At 35.2% G+C, this 16,256-nt stretch carries 10 protein-coding genes and 4 tRNA genes; 10 read left to right on the top strand and 4 right to left on the bottom strand.

Annotated elements, in window-relative coordinates; all coding sequences use genetic code 11:
* On the top strand, positions 1–842 hold an 842-nt coding region (locus A9G48_RS02725), incomplete at its 5' end, for an SdrD B-like domain-containing protein (protein ID WP_141672942.1).
* 308 nt (positions 843–1,150) lie between these two features.
* On the opposite strand, the gene A9G48_RS02720 is transcribed toward A9G48_RS02725, so the two are convergent.
* Positions 1,151–2,365: a pyridoxal phosphate-dependent aminotransferase gene (locus A9G48_RS02720; RefSeq protein WP_034946846.1), complete on the bottom strand. Its 1,215-nt coding sequence runs from the start codon at positions 2,363–2,365 to the stop codon at positions 1,151–1,153.
* A 145-nt stretch (positions 2,366–2,510) separates the two neighbouring features.
* On the opposite strand from A9G48_RS02720, the gene A9G48_RS02715 reads away from it, so the two are divergent.
* The 9 genes from A9G48_RS02715 to tuf all read left to right on the top strand — a co-directional run bounded on the left by A9G48_RS02715 (position 2,511) and on the right by tuf (position 10,022).
* Positions 2,511–2,780: an ACT domain-containing protein gene (locus A9G48_RS02715; protein ID WP_034946844.1), complete on the top strand. Its 270-nt coding sequence runs from the start codon at positions 2,511–2,513 to the stop codon at positions 2,778–2,780.
* 26 nt (positions 2,781–2,806) lie between these two features.
* Positions 2,807–4,162 carry a PFL family protein gene (locus A9G48_RS02710; protein WP_065575750.1) on the top strand — a complete coding sequence of 452 codons (1,356 nt, stop codon included), beginning with the start codon at positions 2,807–2,809 and terminating at the stop codon, positions 4,160–4,162.
* Between the two features lie 183 nt (positions 4,163–4,345).
* Positions 4,346–5,149: a tRNA cyclic N6-threonylcarbamoyladenosine(37) synthase TcdA gene (gene tcdA, locus A9G48_RS02705; protein WP_034946839.1), complete on the top strand. Its 804-nt coding sequence runs from the start codon at positions 4,346–4,348 to the stop codon at positions 5,147–5,149.
* 288 nt (positions 5,150–5,437) lie between these two features.
* Positions 5,438–8,089: a bifunctional acetaldehyde-CoA/alcohol dehydrogenase gene (adhE, locus tag A9G48_RS02700; protein WP_034946836.1), complete on the top strand. Its 2,652-nt coding sequence runs from the start codon at positions 5,438–5,440 to the stop codon at positions 8,087–8,089.
* A gap of 166 nt (positions 8,090–8,255) precedes the next feature.
* A tRNA-Thr gene (locus A9G48_RS02695) sits at positions 8,256–8,331 on the top strand.
* 33 nt (positions 8,332–8,364) lie between these two features.
* Positions 8,365–8,449, top strand: a tRNA-Tyr gene (locus A9G48_RS02690).
* 51 nt (positions 8,450–8,500) lie between these two features.
* Positions 8,501–8,575: transfer RNA gene (locus A9G48_RS02685), tRNA-Gly, on the top strand.
* A gap of 3 nt (positions 8,576–8,578) precedes the next feature.
* A tRNA-Thr gene (locus A9G48_RS02680) sits at positions 8,579–8,654 on the top strand.
* A gap of 183 nt (positions 8,655–8,837) precedes the next feature.
* Positions 8,838–10,022 (top strand): elongation factor Tu, encoded by a 1,185-nt coding sequence (tuf, locus tag A9G48_RS02675; RefSeq protein WP_034946833.1) that lies wholly within the window; start codon positions 8,838–8,840, stop codon positions 10,020–10,022.
* A 651-nt stretch (positions 10,023–10,673) separates the two neighbouring features.
* Here the strand turns inward: tuf and A9G48_RS02670 are convergent.
* From A9G48_RS02670 to flhA, 3 genes are all read right to left on the bottom strand, one after another.
* Positions 10,674–11,786 carry a 5-methylcytosine restriction system specificity protein McrC gene (locus A9G48_RS02670; RefSeq protein WP_065575749.1) on the bottom strand — a complete coding sequence of 371 codons (1,113 nt, stop codon included), beginning with the start codon at positions 11,784–11,786 and terminating at the stop codon, positions 10,674–10,676.
* Entirely contained in the window at positions 11,786–13,483 is a 1,698-nt protein-coding gene (locus A9G48_RS02665) for an AAA family ATPase (protein ID WP_051825330.1), read from the bottom strand. Before A9G48_RS02665 ends, A9G48_RS02670 begins: the two co-directional genes overlap by 1 nt.
* A gap of 675 nt (positions 13,484–14,158) precedes the next feature.
* Positions 14,159–16,246 (bottom strand): flagellar biosynthesis protein FlhA, encoded by a 2,088-nt coding sequence (gene flhA / locus A9G48_RS02660; RefSeq protein WP_051825332.1) that lies wholly within the window; start codon positions 16,244–16,246, stop codon positions 14,159–14,161.
* Positions 16,247–16,256: the final 10 nt, after the last annotated feature.

The raw sequence follows: 16,256 nt of genomic DNA, 5'->3' as shown, positions 1-16,256 counted from the left end.
CAGCGCCGCCGTCATCAGTGACGTATAATGGCGTGGGTGGTGCACATACGATACCGGTAGCATTAAAAGAGAAGTCTATTACTTTCACGAGCGTTGAGGTGAATGATATGGCTTTGGGCTACCGTGCCTCGGATGCAGATATCACTATCATCAAAACAGCGTTAAAAGACAATGTGGTGGTGGGTGATATAGTGCCGTATACTCTTAAAGTAATTAACAATAAAGCACAACCAGCAAATATCAAAATTAAAGATATTTTACCTGCGGGCTTTAAATTTGTTAATGGTTCATCACGAGTTAACGGTAAGAAAGTGATGGATCCGAAAGGTGGCAGAACGGTGACGTATGACAAGGTAAGTTTATCGGGTAATGGTGAAATGGTGATTAGCTATATGTTAGTGGTGGGTTCAGGTGTAACTCAAGGTGAGTATACGAACACAGCAATGGCATTAAATTCCTTAACAGGTAAGGTGGTGTCAAATATAGCTCAAGCAACAGTGACAGTGACGTCAGACCCATTATTTGATAATGCATTAATTTTTGGTAAAGTGTTTGTGGACAAAAATGGTAATGGAGTGCAAGACGAAGGTGAGGAAGGACTTGGTGGCGTGAAATTAATCACGGTGCGAGGAGAGATTATCACAACTGATGCACATGGGCGTTACCATTTAGTCGATGTATCGGGTGGACGTTGGGAACGTGGTGGTAACTTTGTTATCAAACTCGATCCACGAAGCTTACCGAAGGAATACCGTGTTAGTGGTCGTAATCCTAAGGTAGTAAGGGTATCACCAGGCTTACCAAGTAAAGTTGACTTTGGTGTGATAGAAGTTCAGCCCTAATTATTTAACCTAGATAAAAACAGACAAGGATGTCTGTTTTTGTAATTTTTCCCCGTTTATCGGGGTTTTTTATTAACAATTTGATGTAAGATAATTTATTGTTAATACTTAACCAAGTTTATAAATAGCTCTTCATTTTTTAATTAACAAAGATTTTTAATCAATTCATTATGCCAGAAATGTGCTATCGTCGTAATAATGATATTTTTAATATTAATTAGTACGATTTGAATTATAGATAATATGGTTAATGTAATAATAGTAAGCCGTAAGCCCCAATTACATTGGGGGTTAATTGGAATTTTCTTTTATTGCTTATAGTGGGATAAAAATTTAGCAAATCTTCCAATAGCATCTTCAAGTTCACCTAAATGAGGTAAAGCAACAATTCTAACGTGATCTGGTTTATGCCAATTAAACCCAGTTCCTTGCACAAGTAACACTTTTTCGTGTAATAAAAAATCTAAAACTAATTTTTGATCATTGTGAATATTAAACTTTTTTTGGTCAAGTTTTGGAAATAAATACAATGCACCTTGTGGTTTAGTACATGAAACGCCAGGAATATCATTAAGTAATTGCCATGCCAACATGCATTGATCGTAAAGTCGTCCTCCGGGTACAATAAATTCATTAATACTCTGATAGCCACCTAGTGCACCCTGAATTGCATGCTGTAGGGGCACGTTAGCGCACAAGCGCATTGATGCGAGCATATTTAAACCTTCTATATAACCTTTTACATGGTTCTTTGGTCCACAAAGAGCCATCCAACCTTGTCTAAAACCTGCAACGCGATAAGTTTTTGATAATCCACTCATTGTTACTACAAATAAATCGGGAGCCAGTGCAGCTATTGAGTAATGAACTGCATCATCATATAAAATTTTATCGTAAATTTCGTCAGAAAAAATTATCAAATTATTTTGACGAGCAATTTCTGCGATCCCAAGAAGAACTTCTTTACTATAAACTGCACCAGTTGGATTGTTAGGATTAATGATAACAATACCTTTGGTTTTTGTAGTGATTTTTCGTTTAATATCGTCTAAATCGGGTGACCAATTAGCTTGCTCATCACACAAATAATGAACAGCATTTCCACCTGATAAGCTAATTGCCGCTGTCCATAATGGGTAATCTGGCATTGGGACTAAAACTTCATCTCCACTATTGAGCAGTGCCTGCATAGATTGAACAATCAGTTCAGATACGCCATTACCGATATAAATATCTTCAATACCTAGGCTAATAATTCCTCTGGCTTGATAATGTTGCATAATGGCTTTACGAGCGGAATAAAGACCTTTTGAATCAGAGTATCCTTGTGAAGAAGATAAATTACGAATAACATCTATTAATAATTCATCTGGAGCGGAAAAACCGAAAGGTGCGGGATTTCCAATGTTCAATTTGAGAATGGTTTGACCTTCTTCTTCCAGTTGTTTTGCGAGGTCAAGAATTGGCCCACGGATGTCGTAACAAACATGATCCAGTTTATTGGATTTTTGAAAATCTATCATTGTGTTGTCCTTTCAGTTTATTGTGATGATCTTTTTTTATTTTATGGAAAAACAATTTACTCCTATTAAATTAAATTTTGAAGGTGATATTATGATTAGCTCAATAAATAAATTTTAATTGTATTATATTTGTTCGGAGAGTTTTATGAAAACCATTTTAACTGTTATTGGTAAAGATCGAACGGGCATTATTGCTGGTATTAGCCAGAAATTATATGAATTAGACATTAATATTTTAGATGTCAGCCAAACTATCATGGATGAATATTTCACGATGATAATGCTACTTGATTTATCCAAAATTAATTTCTCATTTGATGAAGCAAAAGCTGCACTTATTCAAACTGCCTCTAAGCTTAGAGTAAAAGTGAATCTACAACGTGAAGAAATTTTTGAAGCCATGCATCGTTTATAATCTAATTTTTAATAAGGATAATATGAATGGAAACTAAGCAAATACTCGAAACCATTAAAATGATCGAGGAAGAAAAACTCGATATTCGTACAATAACTATGGGTATTTCATTGCTTGATTGTATTGACAGTGATGGAAAAAAAGCTCGTCAAAAAATCTATAACAAAATTACTCATCTTGCCAAAAATCTTGTTAAAGTTGGTGACGAAATCGCAGCTGAATTTGGCATTCCAATTATTAACAAACGTATTTCAGTGACCCCTATTTCGTTAATTGCTGGTGCTAGCGATGACAAAGACTATGTTGAATTTGCTAAAACACTTGATGACGCTGCCAAAGCGGTTGGTGTTAACTTTATTGGCGGTTTTTCGGCATTAGTACAAAAGGGTTATCATAAAGGTGATGAGATTTTAATAAAATCAATTCCACAAGCGCTAGCAAAAACAGAACGCGTTTGCTCATCAGTCAATGTAGGGTCTACTCAAACAGGGATCAACATGGATGCAGTAAAACAGATGGGAAAAATCATCAAAGAAGCAGCAGAATTAACGGCAGATAACAGCAGTATGGCATGTGCTAAATTGGTGGTATTTGCCAACGCAGTTGAAGATAATCCTTTTATGGCAGGTGCTTTTCATGGTGTAGGAGAAGCGGATTGTGTGATTAATATTGGCGTAAGTGGTCCTGGCGTTGTTAAACGTGCACTTGAAAAAGTTAAAGGGGAACCATTTGATGTTGTTGCTGAGGCGATCAAAAAAACAGCGTTTAAAATCACTCGTATGGGACAGTTGGTTGGTAAAGAGGCTTCTGAACGTTTGGGCGTTAAATTTGGTATCGTTGATTTATCATTAGCACCAACCCCAGCAATTGGTGATTCGGTTGCTCATATTTTAGAAGAAATGGGATTACAAGCCGTTGGCACACACGGCACTACAGCGGCGCTAGCAATGCTTAATGATGCAGTTAAAAAAGGCGGCGTAATGGCCTGTGGTCATGTTGGTGGATTAAGTGGTGCATTTATTCCTGTTTCAGAAGATGCAGGAATGATTGATGCAGTAAATAATGGTGTGCTCAATCTTGAAAAACTCGAAGCGATGACCTGTGTTTGCTCTGTTGGGCTAGATATGATTGCTATACCCGGCGATACACCAGCTGAAACTATTTCTGCGATCATCGCTGACGAAGCAGCAATAGGTGTAATTAATCATAAAACAACTGCTGTTCGCATAATTCCTGCTATAGGATTAAACGTTGGCGACAATATTGAATTTGGAGGGCTACTTGGTCATGCGCCAGTTATGCCAGTAAATAAATTTAGTTCATGTGATTTTATTAATCGTGGTGGACGAATTCCTGCGCCAATTCATTCCTTTAAAAACTAAAATATTGACCTCATCAAGTTGATAATGGATGCTAAGGATTAATAGCTAGTATCCATTTTTATATTGATAAAATTACAAAACATAAAAAAATAATTAGCCGATGATTGTAATTATTGGCATAGGTTGTGTTAAACTCGGAGCATTGTTAGTATGAACCATATTTTAGTTATATGAATAATATTTATGCATAACACATTTTCTGATAGTTATCGCCAAAGGTTTGGTGGTATTGCAAGACTTTATGGTGAATCAACACTACGGTATTTTTCCCAAGCGCATATTTGTGTAATTGGTATTGGTGGCGTAGGTTCTTGGGTCGCCGAATCACTTGCTCGTAGCGGCATTGGTCAAATTACACTGATTGATATGGATGATGTCTGTGTGACAAATACCAATCGCCAAATTCATGCTTTAAAATCCAATATTGGGAAAGCTAAAACCTCGGTTATGGTTGAACGTATTTTACAAATTAACCCTGAATGTATCGTGAATGAAATTGATGATTTTATTAATATGAATAATGTTGGTGAATATTTAGGAACAAAACTATTCCCACGTTATCACTATATTATTGAGGCAATTGATAGTGTATACGACAAAGCTGCTGTACTTGCATATTGTAAGCGACAAAAATTGAAAGTAATTACCATTGGTGGCGCAGGGGGGCAAAAAGATCCAACTCAAATTAAAATTGCTGATTTGGCAAAGACAATTCAAGACCCATTGGTAGCGAAGTTACGTGAGAAACTAAAGTATAATTATAAATTAAATAAAGATAGCAAAGGTAAATATGGTATTCCTTGTGTGTTTTCGACTGAGCAACTAACGTATCCTTCTAAAAATGGACAAATATGCTTAACAAAAAGTAAAGCGAATGGTCCTAAAAAAATGGATTGTGAATCAGGATTTGGCGCAATTACAACCGTTACAGCTACTTTTGGCTTTATTGCTGTAAGTTATGTATTAAATAAATTATGCGAGGGTTGATTTATTTGTCTGTGACAATTATTTAATATCTTCTTTTATCACCAATCTCATTTAATAACAGTTATTTTATTATTAAAAGCTATAGTTTTATCTTTATTGATCTATGTCACAAAAGTGGTTATTGATTAAGATACTCTTTCAATTTTTGTACAATATATTATTGTATAAAGTAAAAAACTGATTTAGGATAGCCCTTAATTCGTTTTTTATTATGCTTAAGCGCTAAAAATAGTTTCATGGAAGACGCCAAACGATTCAAGTTTATTTTTTAATTTCAAGGAGTAATCTATGGCAGTAACTAATATGAATGAGTTAAATGAGTTAATGGAGCGAGTAAAAAAAGCGCAAGAAACTTATTCAACTTATACACAAGAGCAAGTGGACAAAATTTTCAGGGAAGCGGCAAAAGCTGCTGCAGCTGCGAGAATTCCACTGGCACAGCAAGCGGTTGCTGAGTCTGGTATGGGAATTGTTGAAGATAAAGTCATAAAGAATCTTTTCGCTGCAGAATATATTTTAAATAAGTATCGTCACGATAAAACTTGTGGAATAGTGGCTGAAAATGAGCCTTATGGAACAATTACTTTGGCCGAACCTTTGGGTATTATTTGCGGCATTGTACCAACCACTAATCCAACTTCCACAGCAATTTTCAAATCTTTAATCAGTTTAAAAACTCGTAATGCAATTGTTTTTTCACCTCATCCTCGAGCTAAAAAATCAACGATTGAAGCTGCTCGTATCGTATTAGATGCTGCGATTAAAGCTGGGGCACCAAAAGATATTATTGGTTGGATTGATGAGCCATCTATTGAGTTATCAAATGCTCTGATGCATCATGATGATATTGCTGCTATTTTGGCAACCGGCGGACCAGGTATGGTAAAAGCAGCTTACAGTTCAGGTAAACCAGCATTAGGAGTTGGAGCAGGTAATACACCTGTGGTTATTGATGAAACAGCTGATTTAAAACGTGCTGTGGCTTCTGTGCTTATGTCTAAAACATTTGATAATGGGATGATTTGTGCTTCAGAACAAGCAATTGTTGTGGTTGATTCTGTCTATGATGAGGTGCGTCGTTTATTAACTCAATATGGCGCATATGTTCTAAATGCTAAAGAAACTATGGCTGTACAAGCAATTATTTTAAATGATAAAGGTGCGTTAAATGCCAATATTGTTGGTCAGCCAGCAGTTAAAATTGCTGAAATTGCTGGCATCAAGGTGCCAGCTGGTTCAAAAGTACTTGTTGGTGAAGTGAGTAAGGTTGATCTATCTGAACCTTTTGCCCATGAAAAACTTTCGCCAACGCTTGCTATGTTTAAAGCTAAAGATTTTGCTGAAGCAGTGGATAAAGCTGAAAAATTAGTTGAAATGGGTGGTATGGGGCATACTTCGGTTCTTTACACTGATCAAGATAGCAACAGTGAACGTATTGCTTATTTTGGTAGTAAAATGAAAACTTGTCGTATTTTAATTAATCAACCTGCTGCTCATGGTGGTATTGGTGATTTGTACAATTTTGATTTAGCGCCATCTTTAACATTAGGATGTGGCTCTTGGGGAGGAAACTCGGTATCTGAAAATGTTGGGCCGAAGCACTTAATCAATAAAAAAACAATCGCTAAGAGAGCAGAAAACATGTTATGGCATAAATTACCAAGTTCTATCTACTTTAAACGTGGCTCACTTCCTGTTGCTTTGAATGAGGTTGTTGAACAAGGAGCAAAACGAGTCTTTTTAGTCACTGATAAATTCTTATTTAATAATGGTTACTCAAAACAAATCACAGATCAATTAGAATCACAAGGAGTTATCTGCGAAACATTTTTTGATGTAGAGGCTGATCCGACTTTAAGCATAGTATATAAAGGCACTGAATCAATGATAGCTTTCCAACCCGATACGATTATTGCTTTGGGTGGTGGTTCTCCAATGGATGCAGCGAAAATTATGTGGGTGCTTTATGAACATCCTGAAACAAAATTTGATGAATTAGCATTGCGTTTTATGGATATTCGTAAACGTGCATGCCATTTCCCTAATATGGGTAAAAAAGCAAAACTAATTTGTGTGACAACTACTTCTGGTACTGGTTCTGAAGTGACTCCATTTGCTGTTGTTACTGATGATGCAACAGGTCAAAAATATCCATTAGCGGATTATGCTATTACGCCTCATATGGCAATAGTTGATGCAAATTTAGTTATGAATATGCCTCGCTCGCTTTGTGCCGCTGGTGGTTATGACGCAGTGACTCATGCATTAGAAGCTTATGTATCAGTTATGGCAAGTGAATTTTCTGATGGGCAAGCGTTACAAGCGCTAAGCATACTTAAAGCTTATTTACCAATAAGCTACAAAGAAGGGGCTAAAAATCCTATTGCTCGTGAAAAAGTACATAGTGCTGCAACATTAGCGGGTGTTGCTTTTGCTCAAGCATTTTTAGGTGTTTGCCACTCAATGGCACATAAAATTGGTGCTGCTTTCCATATTCCACATGGTGTAGCAAATGCAATGTTAATCAGTAATGTTGTACGTTTCAACGCAACGGATAAACCTACTAAACAGGGTACTTTCAGCCAATATGGTTATCCTAAAGCAATTAGTCGTTATGCGGAAATCGCTGATCATTTAGGTTTAACCACGGCTGCTGATAATAATCAGAAGAAAGTTGAGAAATTAATTGGTTGGTTAGATCAACTCAGAAAAGATCTGGATATTCCATTTTCTATTAAAGAATTTGGTGTAGATGAAAAAGCATTTTTGGAGGAAGTCGATCAGCTTGCAGTAGATGCCTTTGATGACCAATGCACTGGTGCCAATCCTCGTTACCCTCTAATTGCGGAGTTAAAACAAATTCTTCTTGATACTTATTATGGTCGTATATATCAAGATAAAGGTGATATTAGTGAAGATATAGTTGAAACTAAAAAATGAGCAACTAAAAATAATATAAAATATTATTTTGATTAAATAAAACCCCAAAATTGTCTAATATTTTGGGGTTTTTTATATTTTTGATTTTTTTTTAAGCAAACAAAATAAAATTTGTTTTTTTTGCTTGCAAGGTGAAATGTTCTAGTTCATAATGCGCAGCACTTAGGCCGGCTTAGCTCAGTAGGTAGAGCAACTGACTTGTAATCAGTAGGTCGCCAGTTCGATTCCGGCAGCCGGCACCATTTTCCTAAGTAGACAAATTTATAAAAGTTCGGGGTGGGGTTCCCGAGCGGCCAAAGGGAGCAGACTGTAAATCTGCCGTGTCACACTTCGAAGGTTCGAATCCTTCCCCCACCACCATTAATGTTAGCAATAGCTAATTGAAGCATTTAGGTAGCCTAGTTTGAACATGCGGGCATCGTATAATGGCTATTACCTCAGCCTTCCAAGCTGATGATGCGGGTTCGATTCCCGCTGCCCGCTCCAATTGCTGATATAGCTCAGTTGGTAGAGCGCACCCTTGGTAAGGGTGAGGTCGGCAGTTCAAATCTGCCTATCAGCACCATTCTTGTTATTCTCCTAAACTTCTAAAAATATCGAATTTGACTGCTTAAAAGCTTGTCACTAGACAGCTTTATCTGTTATCATCTAGAGCTAATTTTAAGTTAGTATTATGTTTATATAAAATATAATACTTGGTTAATGTGGTGAATCACCACCGATTTGTATTACATTTGAGGGACAATCAATGTCTAAAGAAAAATTTGAACGTACAAAACCCCACGTTAACGTTGGTACAATCGGCCACGTTGACCATGGTAAAACAACTTTAACAGCTGCAATTACTTCTGTTCTTGCTAAAAAATATGGCGGACAAGCACGTGCATTCGATCAGATCGATAACGCACCAGAAGAAAAAGCACGTGGTATCACCATCAATACTTCACACGTTGAATACGACACACCAACTCGTCACTACGCCCACGTAGACTGCCCAGGCCATGCTGACTATGTTAAAAACATGATCACAGGTGCAGCTCAAATGGATGGTGCTATTTTAGTAGTAGCAGCAACTGATGGCCCTATGCCACAAACTCGTGAACATATTCTTTTAGGTCGTCAAGTAGGTGTTCCTTACATTATCGTATTCTTAAACAAATGTGATATGGTTGACGATGAAGAACTATTAGAATTAGTTGAAATGGAAGTACGTGAGCTTCTATCTCAATATGATTTCCCAGGTGATGATACACCAGTGATTCGTGGTTCAGCGCTAAAAGCGTTAGAAGGCGATGCTGCATGGGAAGACAAAATTGTTGAATTAGCAGAAGCATTAGATAGTTACATTCCAGAACCAAAACGTGATGTTGACAAACCATTCTTATTACCAATTGAAGACGTATTCTCAATTTCAGGTCGTGGTACAGTGGTAACAGGTCGTGTAGAAAGTGGTGTAATCAAAGTCAACGAAGAAGTTGAAATTGTTGGTATCAAACCAACGACAAAAACGACTTGTACTGGCGTTGAAATGTTCCGTAAATTACTAGACGAAGGTCGTGCAGGTGAAAACGTAGGTATTTTACTACGTGGAACAAAACGTGAAGAGATCGAACGTGGTCAAGTATTAGCAAAACCAGGTTCAATTACACCGCATACTGATTTTGAATCAGAAGTATATATTTTAAGTAAAGATGAAGGTGGTCGTCATACTCCATTCTTCAAAGGTTACCGTCCACAGTTTTATTTCCGTACAACTGACGTAACTGGTACTATTGAATTACCAGAAGGCGTAGAAATGGTAATGCCAGGTGATAATATTAAAATGACAGTATCATTAATTCACCCAATTGCGATGGCAGAAGGTTTACGTTTTGCTATTCGTGAAGGTGGCCGTACTGTTGGTGCTGGTGTTGTAGCTAAGGTTATTAAATAATTTAAAATATTATTTAGCATTACTAATGCAAAGACAACAAGAAAAGGCGCATATTTTGCGCCTTTTTCATTACTTAGCAACAATAATCTCATTTCCTATTAAATTAACTACTAATTAGTAACCAGATAAAAAGATAACAATTAAATCATATTTAAAAGTAATGATATGTAAAACTAAAATAACACTTATAGAAAAGTCCAATTAGCTACTAACTTATATTGAATTCATAAAAATTACTATCTTCATTATTAGCCCTATTACCAAACGATTTAAGCCAGAAAATCAATAATATATTTCCGATTGCCTATTTAAGCTTTAATCGAGGTAGTTTTTCATTGGCATTACCGTGAATATAAAGTTTACTGGCAATAGGATGAAAAGCGTAATAAGTGTATTATAACAACAATATGAAAACTAGCTAACATCATGATTAATCACTCGATAAAAGTTAGATTTATTAGTCTTACAATACCTTTAATAGCTAAGTTGTTTAAGGATATACTCATAATAATTTAGCTAACAAAAATCAATAAAATCATACTAATCTATTTTATAAAAATAACGTTTTCAGACTGTTTATGTTGGGTTAATAAATGAGTATTGAACAGTAATTAAAATAACAATCAGGTAAAAATAGTGATGAAATCTGAATTAGTACGAGTCAAAACTATTTAATAACGCCAATAAGCTATTTCTAATAATGTTATTATCTTGCGTTAAATCAATAGTACAAAAGGATAATTTATGTCCTTGGATAGTCATATTTTCATTCACCGTCACACCGACAGTTGGGTATAGCAACATGCCAGAGGCGCAAACCGATAAAGGATCGCTATCTTTTTCCTGACTTCTTAAATAAGCATATAATTGATAAAGGTGATGACTACTAAACGAGTTAGGTCTAAATCGTGTTTCTTTTAGAATTGAAGTACATTTAGTATCAATAATTAAACGTTGTGTATGATCGCGATTTTCAAGGATTAAATCGGTTTTCATAGTTGGCAAATAGGTGGTGATATTATCGGTCGCATTGCTATATTGCCAATTTAATTTTTTACCCGCATAAATAGTCCATTGCTGGGGATCTAAATTTACACGATAAAAACCAACTATCGCTTTTTCAAATAATTCCCGTAACCAATGATCGTTTTTTTTTAATTGTTCAATAGTATGTAATCCTTGAAATTGAGTAGGAATTGACAAGCTAAAAATGAGTTTTGCTAATGAAATTAAAGTATTATCTTTAAGATTTGCATGGTTAAAACGCTCCTTTTCATAGCAATAATGCGTTGTTTGACCAATCTTCAACGCAGTAAATTGATGAATGATTTTTCTACATTGTTCAATTAAGCTCGCATCTTTCAATTGTTTTACTAATAGATTAGCCGCAGCATGAATATAGCGATTTTTAGGGGTATCAATCGTTAAATCATCATATCGACATTGAATTTTACCCTTTGCCAATAATTGCTTACGCTGAGTAGTTAAAACCTCTATTTTTCCTCTGACACGATTAAGTACTTTTGTTGTGAGCTGATAATTTGCGGCAAGGTGATGTATTAACCATTTATTTGCTGCCTGACAATATAGTTTGGCAGCAAGCGTTATTAATTCCTCTGGGTTATTTTCTAGTTCTATCCTCTGCTTTTGCCCTACAGTTTTATAATAATCAGAAGCATAGAGCAAAAGTAGCCATATGTTTCTAATTGGTATTTTGGCAACGGTCGTATTGGTTAATAACGGATGATTATTTATCATGGTCATTATTGTGCATTACCTAATAATATATTCATCGCATCGCTAAATTTTTCAGGCTCGCCAAACCAATACTCTTCTAATAGAGGCTCGATTTCTGAACAAACAATATGCTTAAACCAATCTTGCGCAGTCATTTTTTGGTTAGAACAGGTAAAATAGCTATGCCCAATGGTAAATGCCTTGCCGAGTGAATTATCATTACTAATATATTGATTTAATGCCTCTATACGGTGCTTTATTTCTTGTAATTGTTGCGGTGAAAAGGCGTGTTTTTCTTGCATATAGTTGAGCCAATTTTCGCCAAAATGAGGACTTAAATGGTAAAAGGCAAAACGACGACGTAAAGCAAAATCGAGCATCGCTAACGAACGATCGGCAATATTCATAGTACCGATAACATAGAGATTATCAGGAATAAATACGCCTTTTTCATTTTGGTGTTGGTATGTTAATTCTAATGCCTCATTTGGATTTCGTTTATCAGCCTCAAGTAGCGTTAACATTTCACCAAAAATTTGTGCTGGATTACCGCGATTAATTTCTTCAATCACAATCACATAATTTGATTGAGCATCACTCTTTGCTTGATTAATTATCTCTAAAAAAGGTCCATCAATCAGCGATAATTTTCCATCACTGGTTGGGCGATAGCCGCGGATAAAATCCTCGTAAGACATATTAGGATGAAACTGAATAGCTTTGATATTCTTTGAATCTTTATAACCAACAATAATATTAGCTAAACGTTTGGCTAACCATGTTTTACCTGTCCCTGGTGGACCTTGTAAAATAATATTTTTTTTCAACTTTAAGCTATTTAATATGGCTTGCAACTGTTGTTTATCAACAAAACAACCCTCATTGATTAGATCATTTTGGGTATAAGATTGTTTTATGATTACAGGTTTAGTCATATCTTGGTTATCATAATTTTCTTCTTCATTTAGCGTGTCAATATCTAGTAATTCATATTTTCCACCACCTAAAAATAATAAAATATTATTATTTCTTAACTCTTGAAATCTATTATCAATTGTCGATTCAATAGTATTATTTTGAGGAAATAATTGCTGAAGATCCTCTTTATACTGAGTAAGAAATTCTGAGCGAGTAAATATATTACTATTTTTCTGATAACATAATTGTTTAATGTGTTTTAATACAATATCTACCCAAGACTCATTAATCGGTTTGTTAATATCGCTGACATTAGTATTACTATTGTTACTTAAATTATTATTTCCATAACGAGATTTCCAATATGGAGCATTGCGAAAAGCATCAATATCTTGTGGCTGATCATAAAATGCAAAATTAATTAATTGTTTATTCCACTGATTATTCGCTCTAATCCGCCAAATAACCGTTCGGTTAGTGTAAAAATACCACTTTTTGCTCAAATTAGTTTGTTGCCAATCAACTTCTAACAACTTTCCATCACCATGATTTTTAGTTACAATGCCAATCGCTTTAATTTCCATAACAGAAACAAACTTACCTTTATTATCAAAAGGTAAATGATGTTTTTGGGTATAAGCTGATTTGATGGCAATTTGATCACCAACAGCAATTGAACGCACGACATCTAAATATTTCTTATCGTAACCATTTTCCCAAATGCCAGAATTAATGAAGCGATCGGTTTGATCTTTATTTCCAGTATAGTTAGCACCTAAAAACCAATATGTTTTTATTCCGTCCAATTGCTTTCCTTTCTAATCATATTATTTATTTTTATGTGTATTTTAAACTAATTTATTGTTAACCAAAAATAGAATATTGTTAATTATTTGCCAACTATTTTTATAAAGCTATTTATGTTTTTACTTTGCATAATCAAATAGTTAAATAATAAAAAAAGAAGATAATTTTTACTAAAGCCATTAATGACTTAAAAGTGATGTGTATGCATATCGGATTGAATTTTTATGTAATTAATCTTGTTACTTGGCAAAAGAAATTGGTTAAATTAGGCTATAAAATTATTCATCATAATACATTGTCAACCATTAAACGCTTGAAAGGAGTAAAGTCTGAAAATTGCAGTCATTGGTGCAAGTGGTAAAACAGAGCAGCTTTTAGTAAGAAAAGTTATTTCACGAGCTCATGACGTTACTGCATTGTGCGTAAGCCAAATTAGTTATGCTGATTATGCTATTGCGATGATTGACAAGACAGAAAGTGCTAAGCATATCAAACAACATTTTACGGACCTCACAGAATAACTATTTTACCAATTAACATCATATTGGTATAACGTGTAAGCGTGAATACCAATATAAAATATCAATATACTTATTTAAATATATAAAAAAGCCAACGCAAACGTAAAGTTAAATAATCATACCAGTTGATCTTAGAAAATCAAAATAATACCACTACCCTTCCCCTATTTGAACCGTCATTTTTATCTCTCGATTGTCGACAATTTCTAAATTCGATAACACAATTAATTGAGGAAAGTTTGGTCTTAAAAATTGCGATAGCATAGGTCTTAATGCATGATTCACTAATAATACCGGTGGTGCTCCAATAGCATCTTGTTGATGAATCGCATCCTGAATTTGTTGAACAATATGCTCAGCTAAACCAGGCTCGAAATTACTGGTATTTTGTAGCGTTTGTAATAACAAACGTTCTAAATTAACATTTAAACCAATCACATTGATTGGATCACTTCCTGGAAACCATTGCTGAGTGATGACTCGCCCTAATGCAATTCTAACCATACTAAGCAATTGATAAGCATCATTTTGCGTTGGTGCATGTTCACATATCGTTTCAATAATGGTTCGCATATCTCGAATCGATACTTTTTCAGCAATCAAATTTTGCAGTATTTTATGAAAAGTAGTTAATGTCACCACACCAGGTATAAAATCTTCTACAAGTTTTGGTACTTCTTGTTTGATGCGTTCAAGAAGTTCTTGGGTCTCTAATCGACCTAATAAATCACTAGCAAATTGCTGTAATAAATGGTTAAAGTGCGTTGCAATCATAGTACTGGTATCAACAACAGTGTAACCTAATATCTGGGCGTTTTCTTTATTACTTTCATCTATCCATACAGCAGGCAAGCCAAACGCTGGCTCGGTTGTAGGTAAACCATCAATGATTTCTGCCACATTACCAGGATTAATGGCTAACCACTTATTATTAATAATTTCACCTTTACCAATTTCGCCACCTTTAATAAAAATTTTATATTGATAAGGAGCTAATGAAAGGTTATCGCGAATATGTACCTGCGGAGGTAAAAAACCCAGTGATTGAGCAAACTTTTTACGTAAACTCCGAATTCTTCCCAATAACTCACCATTTTGAGTTTGATCTACCATTGGAATTAAACCATATCCAACTTCCATGGCTAAAATATCTTCAATATTCACATCTGACCAAGTTGCTTCAATATTAGCTGGTGTAGTTGCTTGTACATCTGTGGTTTTGGTAGAGATTTTTTGCTGCGTTTTTTGCTGTTTTGTTAGCCACCACGCAATAAGTGATAACAATGCAGTAAACAATAAAAAAACAACATTTGGCATACCCGGAATTAACCCAAGTAAACCAATGACAACTGCAGTTAAAATTAACACTTGGGGATTATTAAACAGCTGTTTAAGCATTTGTTCACTAATGTTATCGTGTGAAGAAACTCGAGTAACAATAACACCTGCAGCAGTTGAAATAATCAAAGAAGGAATTTGAGCAACTAAACCATCGCCAATCGTTAAAAGCACATAAGTTTTGCTCGCATCAGATAGATCCATACCATGTTGCATAACCCCCACTAATAAACCACCAACAATAGTAATAGCCATAATCAGTAAGCCAGCAATGGCATCACCACGCACAAATTTACTGGCACCATCCATTGACCCATAAAAATCGGCCTCTTGAGTAACCTCGGCTCTGCGTGCTTTAGCTTCGTCTTCACCGATTAATCCGGCATTAAGATCAGCATCAATCGCCATTTGTTTACCAGGCATACCATCCAATGCAAATCGTGCACCAACCTCAGCAATCCGACCAGCGCCTTTGGTGATAACCATAAAGTTTATAATCACCAAAATAATAAAAACCACAATCCCAATGGCAAAATTACCTCCGACTAAAAAATGACCAAAGGCTTCAATAACACGACCTGCAGCGTTGCTACCTGTATGCCCTTTTAATAACACAACACGCGTAGAAGCCACATTTAACGACAACCGCAATAATGTTGCAAACAATAAAACTGTAGGAAATGCAGCAAAATCAAGCACCCGTTTGGTAAACAATGCTACAATCAAAATAATGATAGATAAAGCAATATTGAATGTAAAAAATAGATCTAAAATGAATGCAGGTAGTGGCAACACCATCATCGAAAGAATCAATAAAATTAGCATTGGTCCAGCTAAGATTTGATAATGACCGTTTTTTAATGTATTGAGTGACAATAATGTAAGTAGTTTTGATTTAACCATAAGATTAGTA

Origin of the sequence: Gilliamella sp. wkB18 (assembly GCF_001690875.1) — a bacterium.
Classification (GTDB): Bacteria; Pseudomonadota; Gammaproteobacteria; order Enterobacterales; family Orbaceae; genus Gilliamella; species Gilliamella apicola_A.
Note: the sequence above shows the minus strand (reverse complement) of the source record. Positions and strands in the feature narration are given on the sequence as shown.